This is a genomic window from Paenibacillus sp. ov031 (assembly GCF_900143165.1).
Taxonomy (GTDB): domain Bacteria; phylum Bacillota; class Bacilli; order Paenibacillales; family Paenibacillaceae; genus Paenibacillus; species Paenibacillus marchantiae.
Genome location: NZ_FRDO01000002.1, coordinates 702920 through 723865, shown reverse-complemented (window position 1 = coordinate 723865; position 20946 = coordinate 702920). Strand labels below are relative to the sequence as shown.

The 20946-nt window shown below is 42.5% G+C and carries 18 protein-coding genes; 11 read left to right on the top strand and 7 right to left on the bottom strand.

Annotated features, from left to right (window positions below):
- Positions 1-11 precede the first annotated feature (11 nt).
- Positions 12-728 (bottom strand): purine-nucleoside phosphorylase, encoded by a 717-nt coding sequence (gene deoD, locus BUA17_RS13350; protein WP_063565775.1) that lies wholly within the window; start codon positions 726-728, stop codon positions 12-14.
- A gap of 209 nt (positions 729-937) precedes the next feature.
- Complete coding sequence (locus tag BUA17_RS13345; protein ID WP_063565776.1) at positions 938-1681, bottom strand: GntR family transcriptional regulator; 744 nt, start codon at positions 1679-1681, stop codon at positions 938-940.
- 257 nt (positions 1682-1938) lie between these two features.
- Between BUA17_RS13345 and BUA17_RS13340 the strand changes: the two genes are divergently transcribed.
- Both BUA17_RS13340 and BUA17_RS13335 read left to right on the top strand, forming a co-directional pair.
- Complete coding sequence (locus tag BUA17_RS13340; RefSeq protein WP_072733916.1) at positions 1939-4062, top strand: 5'-nucleotidase C-terminal domain-containing protein; 2124 nt, start codon at positions 1939-1941, stop codon at positions 4060-4062.
- A gap of 195 nt (positions 4063-4257) precedes the next feature.
- Positions 4258-4596 carry a hypothetical protein gene (locus tag BUA17_RS13335; protein WP_063565778.1) on the top strand — a complete coding sequence of 113 codons (339 nt, stop codon included), beginning with the start codon at positions 4258-4260 and terminating at the stop codon, positions 4594-4596.
- Positions 4597-4688: 92 nt separating this feature from the next.
- On the opposite strand, the gene BUA17_RS13330 is transcribed toward BUA17_RS13335, so the two are convergent.
- A complete protein-coding gene (locus BUA17_RS13330; RefSeq protein WP_072733915.1) occupies positions 4689-5414 on the bottom strand; it encodes a YheC/YheD family protein in 726 nt (241 codons plus the stop codon).
- A gap of 226 nt (positions 5415-5640) precedes the next feature.
- Between BUA17_RS13330 and BUA17_RS13325 the strand changes: the two genes are divergently transcribed.
- The 5 genes from BUA17_RS13325 (at position 5641) to BUA17_RS13305 (ending at position 12294) form a co-directional block, all read left to right on the top strand.
- Positions 5641-6174, top strand: coding sequence for a YceI family protein (locus tag BUA17_RS13325; protein WP_072733914.1), 534 nt, complete (start codon positions 5641-5643; stop codon positions 6172-6174).
- Positions 6175-6406: 232 nt separating this feature from the next.
- The gene (locus tag BUA17_RS13320; RefSeq protein WP_072733913.1) at positions 6407-7504 is read left to right on the top strand and encodes a bifunctional glycosyltransferase family 2/GtrA family protein; all 1098 of its coding nucleotides are present in this window, start codon (positions 6407-6409) and stop codon (positions 7502-7504) included.
- Positions 7504-9795, top strand: coding sequence for a glycosyltransferase family 2 protein (locus tag BUA17_RS13315; RefSeq protein ID WP_072733912.1), 2292 nt, complete (start codon positions 7504-7506; stop codon positions 9793-9795). The genes BUA17_RS13320 and BUA17_RS13315 overlap by 1 nt, the downstream gene beginning before the upstream one ends.
- 11 nt (positions 9796-9806) lie before the next feature.
- The gene (locus BUA17_RS13310) at positions 9807-11660 is read left to right on the top strand and encodes a hypothetical protein (protein ID WP_072733911.1); all 1854 of its coding nucleotides are present in this window, start codon (positions 9807-9809) and stop codon (positions 11658-11660) included.
- A gap of 133 nt (positions 11661-11793) precedes the next feature.
- Positions 11794-12294 carry a GNAT family N-acetyltransferase gene (locus BUA17_RS13305; RefSeq protein ID WP_072733910.1) on the top strand — a complete coding sequence of 167 codons (501 nt, stop codon included), beginning with the start codon at positions 11794-11796 and terminating at the stop codon, positions 12292-12294.
- Positions 12295-12392: 98 nt separating this feature from the next.
- Here the strand turns inward: BUA17_RS13305 and BUA17_RS13300 are convergent, their stop codons facing one another.
- Positions 12393-13154: an SDR family oxidoreductase gene (locus tag BUA17_RS13300; RefSeq protein WP_072733909.1), complete on the bottom strand. Its 762-nt coding sequence runs from the start codon at positions 13152-13154 to the stop codon at positions 12393-12395.
- Positions 13155-13170: 16 nt separating this feature from the next.
- Positions 13171-13557: a MerR family transcriptional regulator gene (locus BUA17_RS13295; protein WP_072733908.1), complete on the bottom strand. Its 387-nt coding sequence runs from the start codon at positions 13555-13557 to the stop codon at positions 13171-13173.
- A 241-nt stretch (positions 13558-13798) separates the two neighbouring features.
- Between BUA17_RS13295 and BUA17_RS13290 the strand changes: the two genes are divergently transcribed.
- The 3 genes from BUA17_RS13290 (at position 13799) to BUA17_RS13280 (ending at position 17270) form a co-directional block, all read left to right on the top strand.
- Positions 13799-14938, top strand: a complete 1140-nt coding sequence (locus BUA17_RS13290; RefSeq protein WP_072733907.1) for a 5-methyltetrahydropteroyltriglutamate--homocysteine S-methyltransferase — start codon at positions 13799-13801, stop codon at positions 14936-14938.
- Positions 14939-15210: 272 nt separating this feature from the next.
- A complete protein-coding gene (locus BUA17_RS13285; RefSeq protein ID WP_063565788.1) occupies positions 15211-16443 on the top strand; it encodes a sensor histidine kinase in 1233 nt (410 codons plus the stop codon).
- Between the two features lie 17 nt (positions 16444-16460).
- Positions 16461-17270 carry a GNAT family N-acetyltransferase gene (locus BUA17_RS13280; protein ID WP_063565789.1) on the top strand — a complete coding sequence of 270 codons (810 nt, stop codon included), beginning with the start codon at positions 16461-16463 and terminating at the stop codon, positions 17268-17270.
- Positions 17271-17381: 111 nt separating this feature from the next.
- Here BUA17_RS13280 and BUA17_RS13275 read toward each other — a convergent pair whose 3' ends face one another.
- Positions 17382-18239, bottom strand: a complete 858-nt coding sequence (locus BUA17_RS13275; protein WP_072733906.1) for a hypothetical protein — start codon at positions 18237-18239, stop codon at positions 17382-17384.
- Between the two features lie 145 nt (positions 18240-18384).
- On the bottom strand, positions 18385-19854 hold the full coding sequence (locus tag BUA17_RS13270) for a hypothetical protein (RefSeq protein ID WP_139295658.1): 1470 nt from the start codon (positions 19852-19854) through the stop codon (positions 18385-18387).
- 263 nt (positions 19855-20117) lie between these two features.
- On the opposite strand from BUA17_RS13270, the gene BUA17_RS13265 reads away from it, so the two are divergent.
- Entirely contained in the window at positions 20118-20879 is a 762-nt protein-coding gene (locus BUA17_RS13265; RefSeq protein ID WP_072733905.1) for a leucine-rich repeat domain-containing protein, read from the top strand.
- The last annotated feature ends 67 nt before the right edge of the window (positions 20880-20946 follow it).

The following is a 20946-nucleotide window of genomic DNA, read 5'->3' as shown; positions in this document are numbered from 1 at the left end:
GAATCAGATGATCAAGCAAGTTCCAGTGCAATTTCCATCATTTTAGTAAAAGCGGTCTGTCTCTCTTCCGAGGTCGTGGATTCATGTCTGAAAATATGATCGCTGATCGTCAAAATACACAGGGCGTTAACGCCCGCATGTGCTGCGTTCATATACAGGCCAGCAGATTCCATCTCGGCGCATAGAATTCCCATCTCGCTCCATCTCTTCAGCGCCGTTGGGTCCGCATTATAGAAGATGTCACTGGAGAGCACATTGCCTACATGAACCTTCTGCCCCTGCGCATCGGCTATTTTCTTGGCTTTTTCCAAAAGTTCGAATGATGCCGTAATCGAATAGTGACCCGGAAGGTTGTACTGGTGTCCATAATTGGAATCGGTTGCAGAACCCATCGCGAAAACAATGTCATACAGGTTCAAATGATCTTGAATCGCCCCTGCGGAACCAATACGAATGAGATTCTTCACACCGAATACATGAATCAGCTCCCATGAGTACAGACTCATGCTTGGTGTTCCCATTCCGGTACCCATCACTGATATTTTTCTATCCTTGAAAGTTCCCGTATAGCCCAGCATACCGCGAACATTATTGAACTGGACGACATTTTCCAAATAGTTCTCTGCAATAAACTTTGCTCTTAAGGGATCGCCTGGCAATAGAATCGTCTCTGCGATTTCTACTCCTCCAGGTTGAATATGCGGCGTTTCTTTAGGGGATGTGCTCATTTCAAATCTCCTCTTCTTTATAAATTGGTATAGTTGTATAAAAAGTTGTCTAATTGGTATGAGAATAAAGTACCACACATCGCATTCTCTATCAACTAATTTTTTATGGAATAAATTCCCGCATTCTTTCCTGGTAGTCGATCTTGTATGCAAAAGGGCAGTGACCTCTCCTATATGGAGAAGTCACTGCCCTGCAATGATAATAAGTCCTATGGTTTCGAAGCATTAATTACAATCTGGCTAAATTCTTTAGGAATATAATATTTATTGTATACAATAGGGTACTGTTCATTTACATATAGACTTTCCAGCAGCAAATCGCACCCCTCGCCGGCATCCAGTTTATATTTTTGAGATGAGGCATTCATCACGGTGGAATGTCTGACCTCTACCGTTGCAGAGTTAGCCAGCTCATATACCTTGTTCTCAAGCATGTCCAGCAATTGCTCTTCATTCTGGAGATCCAGGTTCAATTCTGTTACGGCCTCAATGGCCATAAAGGTAAATCCGTAAGCCACCGCTTGTCCTTTACTCATATACCAACGTTCAATGGCTACTACAGCTGTGGCTTTTCTTTTCAGAACCTCTTTCGTGTAGTCACTCTCAAGGTCCAGTCTGAACTGGATGTCGACATGATCAATGTCCTCTGTATGGCACTTATAAATAGGATTTCCGATTTTCTCCAGCCCAACATTCCTCTGCACCATTCGAGTTCGGGTAACAAAGTTCCCTTTACCATGAATACTCGTCACCAGTCCGTCATCTTGCAATAGAGCTAATGCTTGTCTCAACGTCATTCTGCTTACGTCGAACATTTTGGCAAGTTCAGGTTCAGCAGGCAATTGACTATTGGAGGGGAACACACCACTCATGATCTTTTTGAATAGTTCATCGTATACGGTGAGGTATAGCGGTTTTTTTTCTTTGGGTAGATGTCCCGGCTTTATTTCCATCGGTTCACACACCTATTCTCTTAATTCATCAGTTAGAGCATATTATAGCACACCTGTAATCGTTGAGTTTGGGCGAATCTTAGGTCTGAAATTTTGTTTAATCCGCTTCTTACGAAGTAGTAACAGATAAAACTACGTTCCTTTCTCTATCAATCTTTAAATTTTTTACATCCATTTGATATATTCTACGACTTTTATGAATTGAACTATGGTAAAATATTTCAGGATCTATAATTGGAGAGGGGTTTTGTTAATTCATGTATTGGAAAAAAGTTCTGGGCCAAAGCACAATTCGTGTGGCAACTGCTGCACTACTACTCACCCAACTATTGGGCGCAGCAGGTTCTGTCTCTGCCGCAGGCAAAGATGTAGAAGTACACTTGATTGGTATCAATGACTTCCACGGTCAGTTAGATACCACATCGATCGTTAGTGATAAAAAGGCAGGAACGGCTCCAATTCTAGCAACCTACTTAAAAGAAGCTCAAGCAAAATATGAGCATTCCCTACTCTTCCATAATGGAGACTCTGTGGGTGCATCTGCTCCAGTCTCATCTCTCGATCGTGACGAGCCTACCATGGAATGGATGAATATGATGGGCTTTGATGTAGCTTCTCTAGGCAATCATGAATTCGACCAAGGTGTCGCTGCTTTGAAGGCACAAATCTTTGGTGGCCTTGATCCAAAAGAAGGAAAAGTAACTCATGCTGGTGCAAAATTTGATTACGTCAATGCGAACGTCATTGAAACTGCCACTGGCAAAACATTGATTAAGCCGTATGTTATTAAAGAAGTAGGCGGAGTCAAAATCGGATTCATCGGATTAGTGACGAAATCCACACCTGCCAAAGTATCCCCATCTGGGACAGCTGGTGTGCGTTTCTTAAGCGCAGAAGAAGAAGTTGAAGCCGTTAATAAATATGCAAAAGAATTGCAAGATCAAGGTGTAGAAACGATCATCGTTTTGGCGCATGATCCAGCATCAACCAAAGAAGGTGTAACCACTGGAGAAGCGGCTGATTTAGCAAAAGCTTTGCCAGCAGATTCCCCTGTTGACGTTATCGTTGCAGGTGACAATCATGCCTTGGCTAATGGAGAAGTGAATGGGAAATTGATCGTTCAAGCGTATTCTTATGGTACGGCATTTGAAGATATTAAATTGATGATTGACCCTGCTACTGGGGATGTAACCGAAAAATCAGCTACAGTTACATCGACTTTCCAAGAGGGTGTAAAAGAAGACCCTGAATCTTTAGCTATTATTAAAAAATCATTAGACAAGCATCCTGAGCTGACTAAGCCAGTAGGTACAACGGATGGTTCTGTTACCCGTACAGATGCTTATAATAACGAAGCCGCTCTGGGCAACCTCATTGCAGATTCAATGCGTGAAGCAGACTTTGGGGATAAGGCAAGTGCTGCTGACTTTGCATTTATGAATCCAGGTGGTATTCGTGCGGATCTGCCAAAAGGCGATGTGACCTTTGCTGATCTTGCTAAAATCCAACCGTTTGGTAATACTCTAGTGAAACTGGAGTTGACTGGCGAACAAATTAAAACGTTGTTGCAGCAACAATGGGGTACCAACGCTGACGGTACACCAAACACTAAAACTCTACAGATCTCTGGCTTGAAATATACTGCAGATTTCAATAAACCAGTGGCGGAACGTGTTACTAGTCTTAGTCTTGAAGATGGCTCACCTATTGATCCTGCAAAAACATATACGGCTGTAGTTAACAACTTTATGGCTGCAGGTGGAGATAACTATAAAGTGCTAGTAGATGCTAAATCATCCTTGGCTGGTCCTATCGATCTGGATGTATTCTACCAGTACATTGTAGATACGTATAAAGGCGCTGACATTGTGGCTAAAACGGAAGGACGTATCACGAATCTAGCTGCATCTAAAGAAGAAACAGAAACACCTGCAACAACAGAATTTATTTCCCGTGCTGAATTTGTTACTGCTCTAGTAGACCTGTTGAAACTGAACGAAGTAGCTGCAGCACCTGCATTCAAGGATGTTGCTGCTAACGCTTTATATGCAGATGCAATCGCTGAAGCGACTCACGCTGGATTCATTCAAGGCTACGGTGGTAACTTCAATCCTGATCGTGATATCACTCGTGAAGAAGCAGCTACCATTCTTGCTAAATTGGTGAAAGATCAAGCTTCTGACAAAAATGCGGCTACGATTATTGCAGGTTTTGAAGATGGCAAAACCGTTTCTACCTATGCGGTGAAACCTATGGCAAAACTGATTGATAAAGGTATTCTTAGTGCAGCAGAGAAAAATCTGCTTCAACCTAAACAAGGTCTTTCTACTAACGATGCAAAAGCTTTAATTCAAAAAGCTGTTGCAGCAAAAGCTTCATAATTTAAAAAGAATCTATCATTCTCGAACCACCTGTGTAACAACACAGGTGGTTCTTTTTTTGTTTTGAGGAACATCAATATAAGGCTCCCCAGGCGACTGGACAAACGCACTTTTTGTTCCTTGTCCACATTTATACCTTACCAAAACAATTGAAATGCATTTAATAAAACTATCAATAATAAGGAGGTTTTGATAATGGGAAATAGAAGACCAGGAGGACCAAGAGGTGGTTATGACCCCGTTCAGATCTATAACTCTACTTCGTTTAATGCGTCTGGAAAAGTTGAATATGCATCCATCTTTTGTAGTGACGACAATTATAGTGTTTTGCGTGACGAGACTTGGAGAGCTTCCAGCCGTGGAGTCTGCTTGGTAACTAGAATCACCGCAACGGTTAGAACGCCAAGTGGAAATATTGAAGCCGAGCCGTATACTTCTTCCGGTACTTCTTACAGCCAGTTTGCCATTATACAGGTAGGAGTAAATAAATTCCAAGTGACACGTGTTACAAGTGCCACGAGACGCCTCAAGTAATAACTGAAGCGATCATGATCCATCATAAGCATCAAAATTTAACCTAATGAGACGACTGGCCGTAGAAAAAGGCTGGTCGTCTCTTTTTTGCTTTAATGTTTCTTGTACCATAATATTTTGCGATGCATTGAGGAATCTTTCAAAAGCCGGAAAGGCCGTAGGTCCGGTTTATAATTACCTTCGATGATCCAGATTCGATGTTTACTGTCGATACCTATATCGAACCCGACTTGTCTAAGCGTAGGGTAATGCTCTCCAAGTCGTTTGGCAGAAGATAGTGCAGTGTGTTCCGCTTTGATAAGCAGGCTCCTCGGATCTTCAATTCGAGATAATTTGAATGCCTCCAACACTGGAATGGTGCGGCTAGTCACATTCGTGACTAGATATCCCTGCGCCGCAACTTTAGCGTAGGAGCCGGTAACGTTCCAATTGGCTGAAGAGCCTTTTTTGCGCTGAACAATGATTCGAATGTCGAACGGCTTGTGCCCAATTTGGGCAAGATACAGACGTTTTTGGACAATGTATCCATGACTTTTGTTTCTTTTGTGGAGCCATTGAAGTACCTTGTCGGTATCCCTCATGATGACCACATTATTTTCATTTTGAATACGATAGGATTTCCCACCGTTACGTTTGATAAAAATAATATCTCTTCCATAACTTCCGTTACGAGGTTTCAGTACGACGCTTTGATATTGAAGCAGCATCTTCGTTAAAGTGTCCTTTTTAAGTAACTGTGTTTCAGGTAACCGTCCAGCGAGAGAGGATGCATTGCGGAGAATGCGATACTGTAGCCATTTATCTCTTTTGATTAACATTGGAATCACAGCCTTTTTCCAGACTTCTACGGTAATTCTAATTCAAATTAGGGATCAGCATAAGCGGCCATTCGTCTATATTTATGAGAAAATGCTAGAACGTTAAAAGGCTACTGACATCACGTTGTCAGTAGCCTTTTTGTATATTAAGAGCATGCGAATAGCGCAGTGCTTTGGAGATAGGGCGACCTTTCGCATCATATGATTATAGAGGTGGAATTTATTTATGAGCAATGTCAAATGGGAAGTGGATCCGGACCACAGCTCTGTTGAGTTTTCGGTGACGCATTTAATGATTAATAAAATCAAAGGTGTATTCGAGCAGTTCGAAGCGGTTTTAAGTTTTGACCCCAACGATGTAACAACTATGGGTATTCAGGCTTCCATCGACACAAATAGTATCACAACTCGCCAGCGGCAACGAGATGAACACCTGAGGAGCGATGAATTCTTTCATACTGCCAAGTATCCAGCGATTACGTTTCAAAGTACCAACTGCGTTCTTACTGGCGAACGGCAATATGAACTTGCAGGCAATTTAACGCTGCATGGCATAACAAAACCTATCACTTTTCATACCGTTTTTGAAGGGTTTAATAAAGACCCTCGAGGCCGGGAACGTGTGGGATTTCATTCGACTGCCAGTATCGATCGTAATGAATTTGGCTTGAGCTTCAACTCTCCTCTGGAAACGGGTGGAATTGTCGTCGGAAATGAAGTAAGCATCGAGCTTTATATCGAAGCAATTCGAATAGAATAGCATTGTTACATGATATCTGAACATGCACTCGCCATAATTATGGCGAGTTTTTCGTTGTGTATACCACAGTCCTATTTCTAGTATTTTTTGCCTATACATTAATGCGAATGTGTATACAACTTTTTTACCAAAATATATACAAGTTGTTCGTTTACTGTATACTCTTTCGATGTTATACTCTCAGTATTCAAAAAGAATTTGTGAAAATATGTCGAATTGAGGCTTAACTAGGATGATTATAGATAAAAGTGAAGACGGCAAAACGATCATCCTTATTCCATCGCTTGAGCCAGATGAGAGACTTCTAGCCTATGTACGGCAATTGCGAGAATATGGCTTGACCCATATTGTCATTGTAGACGACGGATCTGGTGAGGCGTATCAGTCGATTTTCGAAGAGCTGAGTGAGGACGGGTGTGTCTTGCTTCGGCATGCGGAAAATCTAGGAAAGGGTGCTGCACTTAAAACCGGATTTAAGTATATCGGACAGCAGTTCGATGCATCTTCGTTCGTCGTCACTGCGGATTCAGATGGGCAGCATGCAGCAGAGGATGTATACAGACTTGCGAAAGAAGCCAGGCAGCATCCTGATGCATTGGTTCTCGGGGTAAGGAACTTCAGCGAGGGAGGCATACCGCCGAAATCTTTGCTGGGCAATCGGATGACGTCCTTTATTTTTGCTATGCTTTACGGTAAAAAGCTGTCAGATACCCAGACCGGACTGCGAGCTTTTGGCCCCGGACTACTTGCTTTCATGCAAGATGTTCGCGGCACTCGTTTTGAATATGAGCTGCAGATGCTCATCTCATGTATTCAGTCCGGTATCCCGATTCATACCATGCCGATTCAAGTCATCTATGAGAATGGAAATGCAGGGACACATTTTAAAGCGATTCAGGACAGCGCACGGGTGATGGGTGTGCTGTTCTCCAACTTCCTGCGGTTTATTTCCTCTTCCGTTGCGAGTTCTGTCGTTGATTTGGGAATTGCATGGTTTTTGATCGACTTTTTGCGGCCTATATTGGGTCAGCAGGATTATCTAAGAATTCTGCTCGCAACCGTGATTGCGAGAATTATTTCTATTGTCGTCAACTATGTACTAAATAGGCACTTTGTATTCCGTAAAGAGGATAGTCAGGGCAGTCTATGGCGCTATTTGACGTTGTGCGGATTCGTGATTGTGCTTTCCAGTACGGGGGTATATTTGTTCCATACGGTTTTCTTCGTGGATGAGAAAATCGCGAAATTTGTCTGTGATGCCTTGCTGTTCCTGCTCAGTTTTCAATTGCAGCGAAGATGGGTATTTGCAGCAAGGAGGAAGCAGCTGTAGTGCAAAACGAAAAAAGACAACATATTTTCTTTGTCATCACCATGATCCTGATGTCGATTTATTTGCTATGGCGGATGTTCTTTACACTGCCATGGGGAGAAGGCGTTCTGAACGTCATCTTCGGCATGCTCTTAATTGTGGCTGAAACGGTAACCGTACTGACCACCTTTGAATTGTTTTTTCAAAAGATGCAAAAGGAACGTACCCAGCTCGACTTTCCCATCGTCCCTCCCGATTTTTATCCTCATGTGGATGTGTTCATTGCCACCCATAACGAGCCGGTTGATCTTTTGTATAAAACCGTCAATGCTTGTACGTTCATGGATTACCCTGACAAGCAGAAGGTTCACATCTATCTGTGTGATGATGGAGCACGACCTGAGGTGGAGGAGCTTGCGAAGCAGTTTGGCGTAGGATATCTGGGTTTTCCCGGCAACAAACATGCCAAATCAGGTAACCTGAATAATGCCTTGAGCAAAACCTCTTCTCCACTCATTGCAACCTTTGATGCAGATATGATCCCGCAACACACCTTTTTGATGAAAACCGTCCCGTATTTCCTGCTCTCCACGTTTATAGAAGAGAACGGGAGATGGCGGCTTCGCCGTGAGGATGAAATAGATAAAAAGTTCAAGCTGGGACTGGTACAGACCCCTCAAAGCTTCTATAATCCGGATCTGTTCCAGTTTAACTTGTATGCAGAGCAAGGAATTCCGAATGAACAGGATTTCTTCTCCAGAGAAGTGAACATCCTGCGTAATGCCTCCAATGCGGTAGCCTATACCGGAAGTAATACGATCATTTCCCGGCAAGGCATGGAAGACATCGGCGGTTTTCCGCTGAACACAATCACCGAGGACTTTGAGACAAGCATCCGCCTACAGCAGGAAGGCTATATTACCTATGCGACTCAAGAGGTTCAAGCTGCCGGGCAGACGACAACAACAGTCCCGAGCATGATTAATCAGCGAATCCGCTGGGCAAGGGGGATTATTCAGAGCCTGCAGAATACACGTGCTCCTATATCCGAGAAGCTTCCTTTCTGGACGAGGGTAACCTATTTAAGCAGTTTCTTATACTGGTGGTCCTTCTTTAACCGTTTGATTTTCATTCTGGCTCCTATTTTATTTGCATTGTTTGATTTCAAGATTGTAAACACAACCTTCTGGCAAATCTTAATATTCTGGCTTCCGTCCTATTTCTTCTACAGTGTATCGATGCGTTATCTGTCGAGCAATATTCGGAATCAGCGCTGGAGTCAGGTTATTGATACAATATTTATGCCTTATCTGATATGGCCGGTTCTACTTGAAACGCTGGGCATCCGCGAGAAAAAATTCAAGGTTACGAATAAAAGCAGAGCGAATGGCCGGAAATGGATGTCTGCTCTGTTATATGCACTTCCGCATATCTTTCTGCTTTTGCTTTCGATTGCGGCTGTGATTCGATATGTTAACGGCAAGTATGGCATCGCGCTGTTCTTCAGCAGTATCATTATTTTCTGGCTCATTCATAATATGATTGCGCTGTGTTATGCCCTGTTCTTCATGATCGGCCGTCGTGCATATCGGGAGACAGAGCGGATTCGGGCGCAGGAGGATGTCATGATCCACGATCAGGACACGAAAGTGCGCTATGAGGCCAAGACAGTAGATGTATCTGAACAAGGTATTGCCTTTTATGTCCCCTATCCCATTTATCTACCTGAACAGAAGACGATCTCTCTGGTCGTAAAATCCGAGCGGTATGAGGCCAATCTTAAGGCGGTCATCGTTTATGTGAAACAGGATGGAGAAGGCTGGCGTTATTCCGCTACGGTTCAGCCGATTGATGAGACGGATAACCGTCAATACATGCAAATCATCTACGATCGTAAACACTCATTGCCAGAGAAGATGAATCTGTGGGATACGGCTTACGACGATATGCTTCGCAATGTAAAAAAACGTATTGTTCAACCTAGATCGGATCAACGAAAAATGCCGAGGCTTTCCCTCCAGCTTCCAGTTCATTTCACCAATCATGCTGGATGTACGCTGCGCAGCTTTAATTATCGTTTCTTTTCCGCTACGGGTCTTCATGGTGATATTACGGCAGGAGAGGTCGTTACTTTTTATACGAAGAGTAATATTGAAGTCATCTTGCTGCACACAGGGAAAACAACAGCCAATCGTCGCGAAGTACTTCTCTCGGTGGAGAATATTGATGATATCGTGGAGCGCGGTTTGATTGATCAATTGCTGAGTGATTTGACCCATCCACATGCCGATCGTTTCACCAGAGAGGGTTAGGAGAGATAGATATGCTGTATTTGCTTCAATTTGTGATGGGAGTTTTATTGATATTCTCCTTTATGGGTTACATGCAGTTTGTTCGAAAGGCACTATCTATACGTTGGGAGTTCATCCCTGTATTTGTGTTTTCCTCCATAGCATGTATTGTCTTTCTTAGCGGTTTGGCAGGGCAACTTTACATTGGCAGCCTTGTACTTCTTCTCGTGGGATTACTATTGTACGGAGGAATGGTGTTTCTCGGAATGCGCCGAGGAGCATCCTTTCGCATTTCTTTTTCCTTATTCCAGTTTTCTTTCCTGGCAGGGACGTTCATTTTCTTGCTGGTACTCTTCCAAAATCAATTGACGCACTACGATAATTTTTCCCACTGGGCGATTGTCTTGAAGCAGATGCTCAGTACAGATGCTTTTCCGACACCGGACTCGAACCTAATTGATTTTAAGAATTATCCGCTAGGGACCTCGTCGTTTATTTATTACGTCTGTCGATTTATGGGGCATGACCAGTCCGTGATGCTCTTGGCACAAGGTTTGCTGATCTTTTCCTGTTTTTACGCTATGTTTGGCATCGTTTCTGAGAAGAAACGTTTTCTGCTGTATGCGTTTCTTGGACTCGGGTTATCTACACTGTCTTTCTTCAACCTTACGATTCGGATTACCAACCTGCTCGTGGATTTCTTGCTTCCTATCTATGCGCTCGCCATCCTGGCGGTTATATACCAATATCGTCATGATATCAAACGAGCATGCATTATCATGCTCCCGCTTGCAGGTGTGCTGACAGTCATCAAAAGCACAGGCGTTATTTTCGCAGCCATCAGCCTGATCTTCCTGGTGTATACATGGCTAAAACACAGACAAAAGTTCAGTTGGAAAACTGCGCTGGCTGTTATTGGCACCATCTGCGGTTCACTGATTCCATACTTCGGCTGGAGCTGGCGGATGGCAACGGTGTTTCAGGGCGTCGATAACAAATTCGATGTGGCCACTTCCGGAATTCAATCCGGCAAAACGGCAGAGCAGATGCATGAGATTCTGTGGCTGTTCTTAAAATCGAGTACGGATATTACGACACGGCCGGTCATCGGTATTGTCATTTTCCAACTTGTAGCGATTGCGGCTTCGGTATTTGCCTATGTAGTACTCAAGAAGAAGTGGAACTTGTGGAAAGCACTGATTGCACTGGATGTTGTATTGCTGCTGTATTATGCAGGCATTCTGGCGTTGTATCTCTTCTCCATGCCGATGGATGAGGCGATCGTGCTGGCAGGTTTTGAGCGTTATGCCTCGAGTATTGTGGTGCTGTTCGCCGGTGGGCTGGTGCTATGCGCTGCAATCGACCTGGAGCGTTCATTCCACTATCGGATTGGTGAAGTGCCTGATTATCAAGCCTTCAAGACGGTCGAGACGAAGGGGCATTATCAAAAAGGAATCATCGGCTGTATGGCGATTGCGGCGACCATCCTTTTATCGGAATACAACGGGATCGTCTCGATTGCCAAAACCTACGATACAACGCTCCCTTACAAAATCCATGCGGTTACCGGTGATCGCTGGTATAAAGGTGGTCAGGAGGACAACAACAGATATCTGTTCTACGCCTCGGATAGGGACCAGCAGGTCACGAATTATTACATGCAGTATGTCGGGAAGTATTTCTTGTATGCTCCGCATGTGGACGGGATTGTGTTGTTCTATGAGGATAATATGGACAACCTCCTGAGCGGATACGATTATCTGGTCGTCGTGGAGACGGATCGTAACGCAAAGTGGTTGCTGAAAAAGCACTATGGCATTGACATGAAGGAAGGTATCTACAAGATTACCCGTTCCGGAGAACAGATCATTCTTACGCTGACTTGAGATCATTAGAATGGAGTCTGATTTGGTCAAAATTCCTGGTATAATGTAAATAGCCTGGAAATGAAGGGACTGAAATATGCGCAGATATCAATATCTTAAACCTAACTATTAAATCCTAATGGAGGTAAAAGTATTGATTACAGAGTTACACACAGAACGTTTACAATTGAGAAAAATGAAGGTGTCGGATTCTTCGAGCTTGTTCACCGTTTGGTCTGATCCCGAGGTTACTAAATTTATGAATGTTAGTTGTTTTACTGACGTAGAGCAAGCGAAAGAAATGATCAAACTTCTGGATGATCTCTCTCAAGATCGTAAGGCTATTCGTTTCTCCATAATTAAAAAAGAGTCCAACGAGATTATAGGTTCATGCGGTTATAATTCTTTGGATTTTGACAACTTAAAAGCAGAAATTGGATATGATATTGCTAAATCATCGTGGGGAAGAGGATATGCTTCAGAGGCGGTCTCTACTTTGGTAGATCATGCATTCTCATCTTTAAAACTGAACCGAATCGAAGCCAAGGTTGATCCCGAAAATGTGAATTCGATAAAGCTCTTACAAAAGCTCCGTTTCACATTAGAAGGAACATTTAACGATCTCCATATGTATTCAAGATTAGTAGATACATGAGTTTTATATAAAATTTAAAGAGGCCGTTCCGTAGCTGGAATGGTCTCTTTGTTAATATACAGAGAAACGGATGAGTCACACGATGTCTCGTAGGTGAGTTATTCAATAAGGTTTTTCGTTGCGTGATACATGCTTTCTGCATATTTGTCGACTTCATCTCGGGACATGCGTAGGCGGGCAACAGAGGTACCGTATCCAATTTCTTTATGACCTTCTTGTAATCCTTCGAAAATTCCATCTGCAAAGGCATCCAATGGTTCTCCATGTGTGTGCAGGCCCGCTCCACCCAGATCTGTACTTACTGCCGGAGGAGCAACTTCAATGACCTCTACAGACGTATCCGAAAGCTGGTGTCTCAGGCTGATTGTAAAGGAGTGAAGTGCGGCTTTGGTTGCTGAATATATCGGAGCAATGGCAAACGGTGTGAAGGCTAATCCAGAGGTAACGTTAATAATTGTGGCTTCTTCTTTGGTTGCAAGGTAAGGAGCGAACAGCATGGACAGATGAAAAGGAGCCTCAATATTCGTTGTAATTTCTTTGGCAAAATAACTCCAATCGTTCTTCGCATCCGCTATCAGCATATTAAACCGTTGTTGGATACCGGCATTGTTTACTAACACATTCACTTCTGGATAGTTTACGGTTACCCAATCTAACAACGCTACACGCTCGGATTCAATATTCAGATCATTCACATACGTAATAAGGTCCGGGTGTGTTTCTTTTGCATGTTGAAGTACTGCTTCACGTCGTCCCGTAACAATGACAGTATTCCCAGCTCTTAAGAAACGTTCTGCAAATGCTAATCCGATCCCAGAGCTTCCACCGGTGATGAGTACTGTATTTCCCGAAAGTTTCATTATAGTATCTCTCCTCTTAGGTATCTTTTTGTTCGTTTCTTTCCTCTATTTGACGGGTGTAACGTGTAATTTTAAAATCAATGCCCTTTAGGGATTCCTGCATCAACGAAATTTCATCCAGCACTGCCTGCTTGTGATTTTGCATCATTTCAAGCCTTGCTTCAAGCGTACAGTTCCCTTGGATGATCCAGTCCATATATTGCTTAATCTGACTAATGGGCATATGCGTGTTTTTTAAACAAACAAGGGTTTCCAGTAAAGCCATCTGAACTTCTGAAAATAATCTCCTGCCAGCATCATCACGCTCCATCATGGGTAGAAGTCCTTTTTTCTCATAAAAACGTAACGTTGAATCTGGAATATTCAATTGAGCTGAAGCTTCGCTAATGGAAAAATACTTCATGTTGGAGACCTCCAAATAGGTGTTAACTCTGTCGACAGGAATAGCATACGACTTAAACCATGGTTTAAGTCAATAAGGTAAATAAATTTATCTTTTGGATGGGAAATACCTCACGGGTAAAGGAAAGTTGGACTCAGCTATAGCTTATAACTATAACCTGCTATAGCTCTTTTATAGAACAGTAAATCCGATCGGATATGTTATATTTAATCTTATAATTAATTTACGGGGAGATTAAACAATGAGCATTCAAACAGAACCTAAACAGCGGACCGTTACTCCATTTCGATATGATATTGTAGGCAGTTTCTTGCGCCCAAGCGCGTTGAAAGAGGCAAGAGCGAAATACCAAAACGGTGAAATTACTTCTGGGCAACTAGAGGAAGTAGAAAACGCTGAAATTGTGAAGCTCGTGCAAAAACAAAAAGAAGTTGGCCTTCAAGCTGTAACGGACGGGGAATTCCGTCGCTCTTGGTGGCATCTGGACTTCTTCTGGGGACTTGACGGTGTTGACCGGACCATCATTGATCAAGGCTATGAGTTTAACGGTGCCAAATCCAGACCCGAAACAGCACGTCTGACGGGCAAAGTAAGTTTCAGCACTCATCCGTTCGTTTCACATTATGTATTCTTAAAAGGTGTTGCTGGCGATGACGTCGTTGCGCGTCAATCCATTCCTGCTGCTGCACAGTTCCTGTTTGAATTGGACCGGGCAGAAAATAAAGAAAGTACGCAAGCCATTTACCCGAACCGGGAAGAGCTTCTTTCGGATATTGCCAAAGCGTACAAAGAGGCGATCTTGGCCTTGTATGAAGCGGGCTGCCGAAGCGTTCAAATTGACGATTGCACGTGGGGCGCATTGTGCGATCAGCAGTTCATGGCATTCATGGAGCAGATTGGCGTAAATGTAGCCGATTATGCGAACGAACTTGCGAAGTTGAACGAGGAAGTTGTATCCGGTTTGCCGGAGGACCTCGTGGTAACGACACATGTATGCCGTGGGAATTACGTATCAACATATGCTGGTGTCGGTGGAGGTTATGAGCCGATTGCGCAAACTCTCCTGAACATTGATAACTACTCCGGCTACTATCTGGAGTTTGATACCGAGCGGGCAGGCGATTTCAAGCCACTTCGTTTCCTGAAAGATAACCAACAGGTCGTGCTTGGTTTGTTCTCTTCCAAATTTGGTGAGCTTGAAAGCAAGGAAGATATTCTGAAGCGTATCGAAGAAGCGAAGCAATATGTGGATCTGGACCGGATTTGCCTGAGCCCGCAATGCGGATTCGCTTCCACGGAAGAAGGCAATCATCTGACAGAAGAGCAGCAATGGCAGAAGCTTGCTTTTATCAAAGAAATTGCTGAAGAGCTCTGGAAATAGTTCATAAGCTAAAAGCATATTTTTAGCCAAGATTAGCCGTACGGACAGTGATCCGTACGGCTAATTGGCATTCTAGGCCTTGCATTAGTTTGACTAATGTTGGGTTTATGTTGTTGGGAATCATTTATTTCAAATTTTCATATTGTATAGCTAGTTAAATGAGATACAATGCTATTATAGATAAGGGCATCCAGTGGGATGCCTTTAAATATAGGAATGAAAAGAGCTACATACATACCGAGGTGTCGACATTAATTTAAAGTGGTGAGTGGATGAAAGAATTGTACAGTCAGGTGAACCGAAAAACATATTATATTTCCATGTTAACTCTCATTGCTCTTATGTTATCTGGATTAATCCTATCGACGACAGAATTAAGCGGAATTACAGTGGGGTATGTCATCCATTTTTTTTGTGTGGCCATTCTAGCGGTTTGTTTGTTGATCTACCCGAAGCATGAAACCTATGTTTTCAGAAAGATCATCATCCTGTTTGGCTTTGCTTATTTCTATACCCTGTTCTTCTTATATCCAGAGACCTGGACTACGTACATTCTCATTTGTCTGATTCCCTCACTTGCCATTCTGTTTTTTGATTTAAAACTGTTTTATTTCTCCATCATTCTGAATGGATTTTTAATTTTGATCACATTTGGCTATATCATCCTGATTGATCAAGGTAATATATATTCGTATTTACATCATGACATCCTAGGGAACCTCATTAATATTATAGCGAGTCAGATTTTATTATTTCTCATTTTCCATTTGTCCTTTAGTCGTATGAAAAAGCAACAGCTCTATCATGAACAATTACAACAATCGGAGCGTTTAAAGATGATAGCCCATTTGACGGCTGCTGTGGCGCATGAGATTAGAAATCCAGTCACCGTTGTTCGAGGTTTTTTGCAGTTATACAGAGAAGATCCTGCATTTGATGATCCGGTCAAAAACAAGTTCAAATTGATGATTGATGAGTTGAATACCGTTGAACAGATTACCTCTCAGTTTCTAACCCTTTCCAAGCCGAATAAAGATCAGAAGCCAGAAAAAGTGAATGTGAACGATGCTCTTCAGAGTGTAACAGGTCTGGTTCGTTCCTATGCGATGTTATCTGATAATCAGATGCATATCGAGGCAGAAGAGGATTGCTTCATTTTTATTAATCCCATTGAGTTTAAGCAGTTGATGATGAATTTAATTAAAAACGCATTGGAAGCATCGAATATGGGGAAACCCGTCACTGTGATTGCCAAGAGGAATCAACATTATATTGAGATCAAAATTATGGATGAAGGGAGCGGAATGTCAGAGGATGAGGTGAAGTCGCTCGGGACGCCGTTTTATTCATTAAAAAGTAATGGCACCGGACTAGGATTAATGATCTGTTTTAATATTGTAGAAAAATATGACGGGGAAATTAATTATGAAAGTATAAAAGGTGTTGGAACGACCGTTACGGTACGCTTCTTGGCTACGGATGGGGCTTTTGTGTCTTCTACATGAATAGAGGAGGAATGGGTATGTTGCAGAAGTTTGGTGTAAACGATCAAGTGCTGCATCAGAATATGTTTATGGCCGATGAAGTCCAGTACAATCTTATTCATCGTATATGCGAGTCAGAGCGTTCAACCTGTCTAAAAGCATCTAATGAAACAATGATCTTTGCCCAGACCGAAGGGCACAACGCTTGGTTGTGGATTTCCAAAGAACTTGCAGCTGAACCAAAGAACAAGCTCTTGCAAGAACTTTTAGAATTTCTCAAGGGAAATGAGCTTCCGGGGATATCAGGAGATCAGGCGACTGTTGGACACTTTTCTGAGGTATTCTCAGAGGCTAACGAGGTTCAATCTGTTCCTTATATGATGATGGAATCCTACGTTTGTTCAGAGGTAAGGAAACCAGTTCATGTAGAAGGGACACTGCACCTAGCTACAAGACAGCATTTGGAGACCGTGGCGGAATTTTTAGCTGGTTTCTCAGAAGGGGCTTATGGAGTTAAAGTTGAACCATCTAGTCAACTCTCAGCAGCAGAGTCGGCTATAGAAACAGGTAATCTGTATCTATGGCTGGTAGATGGTTACCCTGTGTCCATGGCTAATATTGCACATCGCTCTCCAAGACATGCGAGAATTAATGCAGTATATACACCATCTGCCTTTCGTAAGAAAGGATATGCAAGTGCAGTTGTAGCAGAATTATGTTCTATCCTCATATCAGAGGGTTTAGATCCGATGCTATATGCTGATTTGAAGAACCCTGATGCGAATAAGGTTTATCAAAATATAGGTTTTGTTGAAAGTGGCCAAGTGGCTGACATTAAATTCAAATAAAGAAAAGTGGTGTAGGGCATGACATCACTGAGAATCAATTTAGGTATGTATAACATTCTTATCTTGATTCTCAGTGGCATGCTTGTCACTCATGTTGGTGAATCTTCTCCATTATCCATTGGATTTCGGGATTGCCAAGGTTCGTATAAATGCTTCTATATTGTCTGTCAGAAAATCGCTATTTACTAATCCAGCATGAGCGATCATGTTCTTGATATCTTGGGCAAACTCAGACAAGCTGGAAGTAGAGGCTTTTTCGAATCTGTTCTCCCCAGCGATATTCCCCGTAGATTTGGCTACGTCCTCTTTGTATTCCTTCAACCAGTCCTGATTAGTCGATACATTTTTGGCGAAGCTTTGAAGAATGCTGTTCCAGTCTTTTCCGTTCACAATTGCATCCTGGAGCTTATCCAGCGTTTTGGGTTCAAATTTCTTCATCATATAGGTTAGATCGATATAATCATCTGGAGCGCCAACAGGTCTCTGAGGAGGAGTCTCATAATGGATTTCTTTCGTCTCAGGATCTACCGTTCTGGTTGTGGAGATGGCGGCGATTTGACGAATCGTATCCATGAATTCCGTCGCTTTATCCCCTTTCATATAGTTATCCGCGATATACTTTGCTTGTGTGAGACCCAATTCCAGCAATGCTGATCTGTCCTCTTCCTCGGTTATGTTAGTAATGAGGTTGGCTTGAATGATGCCATAGACAGCCTCCTTCACCTCCGAGGGTTGATCTGTGAGTAGGCGATTTAAGGAATCATTGATTTGAACGGTTCCAAAATATGTAGCGGAATGATTTACAATATCGGATGCTGCCAACTGCCTGGAAGCCGGACTAATCTCCACTGTGTCGTTGTTATGCGACAGTTCGGGTATCGTGCCTGTGACTAAAGAGGGCTTATCCGCGCGTTGTTTCGATTGAATGTAGGTATTGAGGTCAAACTGAGTCGTACTTTGAACCTTCATAAATACACACTCCTATTCGATTAATGTATTCCAATAATTCACTTCTCTTCATACTATCGGAATAATATTCCATATTTTTAATATGATTGGACAAAAAAAGCAACAGGCATGTTGACGAATCGCCCATTGCTTTTTCTTGATCTGTTTAACCTCCGTAAATACTGTAGGCAAAGTGATACACAATATCTGTATCATTTGCACTCGGACGATTCGTTACCTTCGCCAGCACACCACAAATATCATAGTAGTGAGTGAAGCTTATAGCTCCAGGCAAGTATTGACTTATGCTCCCGGTTGAAGGAGGCAGGGATAACGTAGCAGTGAATTGGCCGCTGCTGTTTGTCATAACCTTTGCACTCCGATATCTGTTGTTACTGCCTTCCGTCCAATAATCATTCTCCCAAAGGACTTCTACTTCCGCATTGGCTACCGCATAGTTATCTGAAGTCGCGGCAACGCCAGTCACCGTAAAACTGGTTCCCGTAATCCGGTAGTAGCGTCCATAGGCATATGTGGGGTAGTCATTCGGACCGCCATTAGAATTATAACCTGTGATCACGACTTTATCCGCTCTTAACACTGGTTGAAGGTGTAATGAATAGTTGTTATCCGAATAGTTACTTGCTGTATACACTCGCAAATAATATGTGCCCGTGCCTAGAGACACATTGCCGTTGGTGGAGGGCATTAGTGCCATACGATTGTTGCTTAATGCACCATACAATTCCGCCTTATAGCCATTACCTACAGAGGCTTGATCCAGATCGATATGCATGGCATCGTAATTTCTGCTTTCGGGAACCGTGATCTTATACCAATCCTGATCGACCTCCGAATTAATGGAGCGGCTTGAAAGAGTAGAGCCACCAGTCGCAACCGTGAAAGGATAAGCATGAAGTGCATTTTCATCTGTCTCGTATGAATCATAGGTTGAGCTAGTTGAAACGGTTAGGGTGAATGCTTCATTGATGCTGCCTCCAACTGCGCCGTAGGCTTCAATTAAGTAGGCTTTGGAACTGGCGGTGCTATTTTTCGTGCCGACATTTTCAGACAAGGTTCTTGATCCGTTTCCGTAGTTATTCAGATACGTTCCATATATTGAATAATCAATTGGAGTTGGGTTCAAATCACCAGTGGACATGTCAAATTCGTAGAGATATAGATCGTAATCTAGCTGCGCCGATGCCGGATTATCCATTTGTACTTGCAGTATGCTTCCCGGTTGTACATAAATAGGGTATAAAAAGCTGGACGTACCTTCTTGTTGGATGTAGCCCGTGTATGTATTAGTCTCTGCTGTGGCTGTAGCGATAATCGATTGCGGAGCCGAAATGAGTCCCTTTTGTAATTCTGAAGACGCGGTAGCCGATTCCAAGTTTACAGGTACTTTTACCCGATGATTCTTCAGTTTGGACGAATCCAACTCAGAAACATCCTTGGTAAGTGTGGATATCATTTCCTCACTTGGCTGCATTACCTGTTCTGCGACATGGGCATCAGGGTGAACTCCCGATTCGGCCATGTCATCGTCTGCAAACGCTTGAAAGCCGAAGGCAAAACTGAGAAATAGATTCATGACGACAACCATAGAAAGCGTCTTTTTCAAGTTTAAAATCCCCTCTCGAAATATAATAAAATTTTGCTACAATTGTATAATATACCAGTTTTAATGGTTTGTTAAGTGGTTATTATATGATGTTTTGAAGTTTATTTGAACAAAATTGTTATATTGCTTGCCTGCTGTGCTACTGATGATAGAATGACAGGATCTTATGGACAAAGGTATAGAAAGGAAGTACCATCGTAAAAGATGTACTTTTTTGGAAATTTCATATATACATTTGACACATAATTTAAGATGCTTAAAGGAGACTCGAAATGCCCATTCAATTCGTAAAAAATATGATTGTATTTTGTTTGGTTCTCATATTATTACCGGCAACAACCATGTCGGCTGCACCTGTTATTAAAGATGTGGCCCTGGCAAAAGTTATTCGGGAAACATTGAAGATATCATCTGAAAAAGAAGTGAAGACGAGCGATCTGAAGAAATTAAAATCGTTATATGCCGAGGATACCAAAAATAAGATTTCCAATTTGCAAGGACTTGAACAAGCCGTTAACCTGGTGGATCTAATTATGCCCGGTCATAAAATAAGAAATATTACATCGCTCAGCAAGTTGAAAAAACTAGAGTTTTTAGTTCTTGAAGGGAATAAGATCTCAGATTTATCCCCACTCTCCGGGTTAAGTAATCTAGAAAGTCTACTGGTTAGTGGTAATCAAATTAAAAATCTAACGCCATTGAAAAATTTACATAAGTTGACCAGTTTGCTTGCCAGCGGCAATCAGGTAGCAGACCTAAGTCCTCTTCAGAAAATAAATCTAGAGTGGATTATTATGGGTGGAAATAAAATTCAAGATTTAAGTCCGTTAAAGAACCATCCGACGTTGGAGTATCTTTATGTGGAGGATAACCTCATTCAAGATATTGCAGTGCTCGACACCATACCCCATTTAATAGAGGTATCGTTGGCCGGCAATCCGTTGAATGAACAGGCGGAGCAGGTTATAAAAAAACTGGAGAAGAAAGGTGTCATTGTAAGTTTGGAATATGACGATGAAGCTGAAACGAAGTAGATTCGGTTTCTACTCGGTGGGAGTAAGTTAATTACTTATATATAAAAAAGGGCCGTTGAATAATTCA

Coding starts and splice junctions, on each gene's coding strand:
- deoD (WP_063565775.1), bottom strand. CDS start 728: ATGAGCACATCCCCTAAAGAAACGCCGCATATTCAACCTGGAGGAGTA.
- BUA17_RS13345 (WP_063565776.1), bottom strand. CDS start 1,681: ATGGAAATAAAGCCGGGACATCTACCCAAAGAAAAAAAACCGCTATAC.
- BUA17_RS13340 (WP_072733916.1), top strand. CDS start 1,939: ATGTATTGGAAAAAAGTTCTGGGCCAAAGCACAATTCGTGTGGCAACT.
- BUA17_RS13335 (WP_063565778.1), top strand. CDS start 4,258: ATGGGAAATAGAAGACCAGGAGGACCAAGAGGTGGTTATGACCCCGTT.
- BUA17_RS13330 (WP_072733915.1), bottom strand. CDS start 5,414: ATGTTAATCAAAAGAGATAAATGGCTACAGTATCGCATTCTCCGCAAT.
- BUA17_RS13325 (WP_072733914.1), top strand. CDS start 5,641: ATGAGCAATGTCAAATGGGAAGTGGATCCGGACCACAGCTCTGTTGAG.
- BUA17_RS13320 (WP_072733913.1), top strand. CDS start 6,407: ATGATTATAGATAAAAGTGAAGACGGCAAAACGATCATCCTTATTCCA.
- BUA17_RS13310 (WP_072733911.1), top strand. CDS start 9,807: ATGCTGTATTTGCTTCAATTTGTGATGGGAGTTTTATTGATATTCTCC.
- BUA17_RS13300 (WP_072733909.1), bottom strand. CDS start 13,154: ATGAAACTTTCGGGAAATACAGTACTCATCACCGGTGGAAGCTCTGGG.
- BUA17_RS13295 (WP_072733908.1), bottom strand. CDS start 13,557: ATGAAGTATTTTTCCATTAGCGAAGCTTCAGCTCAATTGAATATTCCA.
- BUA17_RS13290 (WP_072733907.1), top strand. CDS start 13,799: ATGAGCATTCAAACAGAACCTAAACAGCGGACCGTTACTCCATTTCGA.
- BUA17_RS13285 (WP_063565788.1), top strand. CDS start 15,211: ATGAAAGAATTGTACAGTCAGGTGAACCGAAAAACATATTATATTTCC.
- BUA17_RS13280 (WP_063565789.1), top strand. CDS start 16,461: ATGTTGCAGAAGTTTGGTGTAAACGATCAAGTGCTGCATCAGAATATG.
- BUA17_RS13275 (WP_072733906.1), bottom strand. CDS start 18,239: ATGAAGGTTCAAAGTACGACTCAGTTTGACCTCAATACCTACATTCAA.
- BUA17_RS13265 (WP_072733905.1), top strand. CDS start 20,118: ATGCCCATTCAATTCGTAAAAAATATGATTGTATTTTGTTTGGTTCTC.